This is a genomic window from Desulfocastanea catecholica, assembly GCF_054657295.1.
On record NZ_BAAHYZ010000098.1, the window covers coordinates 1 to 1,313 of the forward strand.

Annotated in this window: 1 protein-coding gene; it reads left to right on the top strand. The window is 43.9% G+C overall.

The genetic code is table 11. From position 1 onward, the window contains the following. Nucleotides 1-138 precede the first annotated feature (138 nt). Complete coding sequence (locus ACYQ8U_RS22990; protein ID WP_459947891.1) at nucleotides 139-1,299, top strand: IS4 family transposase; 1,161 nt, start codon at nucleotides 139-141, stop codon at nucleotides 1,297-1,299. Nucleotides 1,300-1,313: the final 14 nt, after the last annotated feature.

The window sequence follows — 1,313 nt, forward strand, 5'->3', positions numbered from 1 at the left end:
TCAGTAATGTCCGGTTAGAAAATTGCAGTTAAAAAAATACGAAAAATATAAATAAAACGAATATTTAACTTGACAAATCAATGAAAGCAGGTCGCGATTTTTTTCATAGTTATCCTATTAATTCAAGGAGTTATGAAAATGCCGCGATTACTGACAACGAAAGCAAAATATTCGACCGTCTCCTTCAAAAAACTGAAGCGCCCTTTAAAAAAGATCCTGGAAAAAGCCCCACAGCTTGAATCCAGGTGCAACAGGCCTCTACAAATGGATTTTAACGACCAACTCAATGCTCTCATCTTCTTTCATCTGGAAGAGCATACCTCCGGTAGGCATCTCATCCAGAATCTGAAGGAGGATGACCTTGCAAGAGAACATATTGCCCCGGAAAAAGGTATTTCCAAAAGTTCATTCTTTGAGGCTATGAATGACAGAGGTCTTGAACAATTTCTTTATGTCTTCAATGCGCTGCAAGAACAGGCGCGTACAGTCTTGCCGCAAAAATTCCCCGAACTCGGCCAATTGGTGGCAATCGATGGCTCTTTGATCGACTCAGTCCTTTCTATGACCTGGGCCGATTATCGAGGTGGTGCCAAAAAAGCAAAAACCCACATCGGGTTTGACATCAATCGTGGCATCCCGCGGAAAATATTCCTTACCGCCGGCAACGACGGTGAGCGGCCATTTGTCAGCAGAATCCTGCTGCCGGGCGAAACCGGAGTCCTTGATCGAGGATATCAGCAGCACAAAAATTTCGACCTTCTCCAGTCAGAAGGAAAGCACTTCGTTTGTCGCATCAAAGCAAATACCACAAAAACATGCTTGGAAAAGATCCCTCTACTAAAAGATTCTATTGTTTTCTATGACGCAAAGGTTCTTCTCGGCCAGCAAGGTATCAGTCGGACTGAAAAACCATTACGACTCGTCGGGTATGAGATTGACGGCATACGGTACTGGGTTGCCTCAGATCGTTTTGATCTGACCGCTGAGCAAATTGCCTTCATATACAAGCTTCGTTGGGATATTGAGACATTCTTTGCCTGGTGGAAACGACATCTCAAAGTGTATCATCTTATTTCAAGAAGCCCGCATGGATTGATGATCCAGATGCTGGCCGGGCTGATCACCTATCTTTTGCTCGCCATCTATTGTTATGAGGAACATGGAGAATCAGTCAGCATCAAAAGAGTTCGGCAGCTGCGAAACAAAATCCACAATGAATCCAGGACCGTTGAATTGCACGACTCTGATATGGAAAGCCAAGGCAACGCTTCAACCCAAAAAACCTATGCAAGTCCTTAACCGGACATTAATGA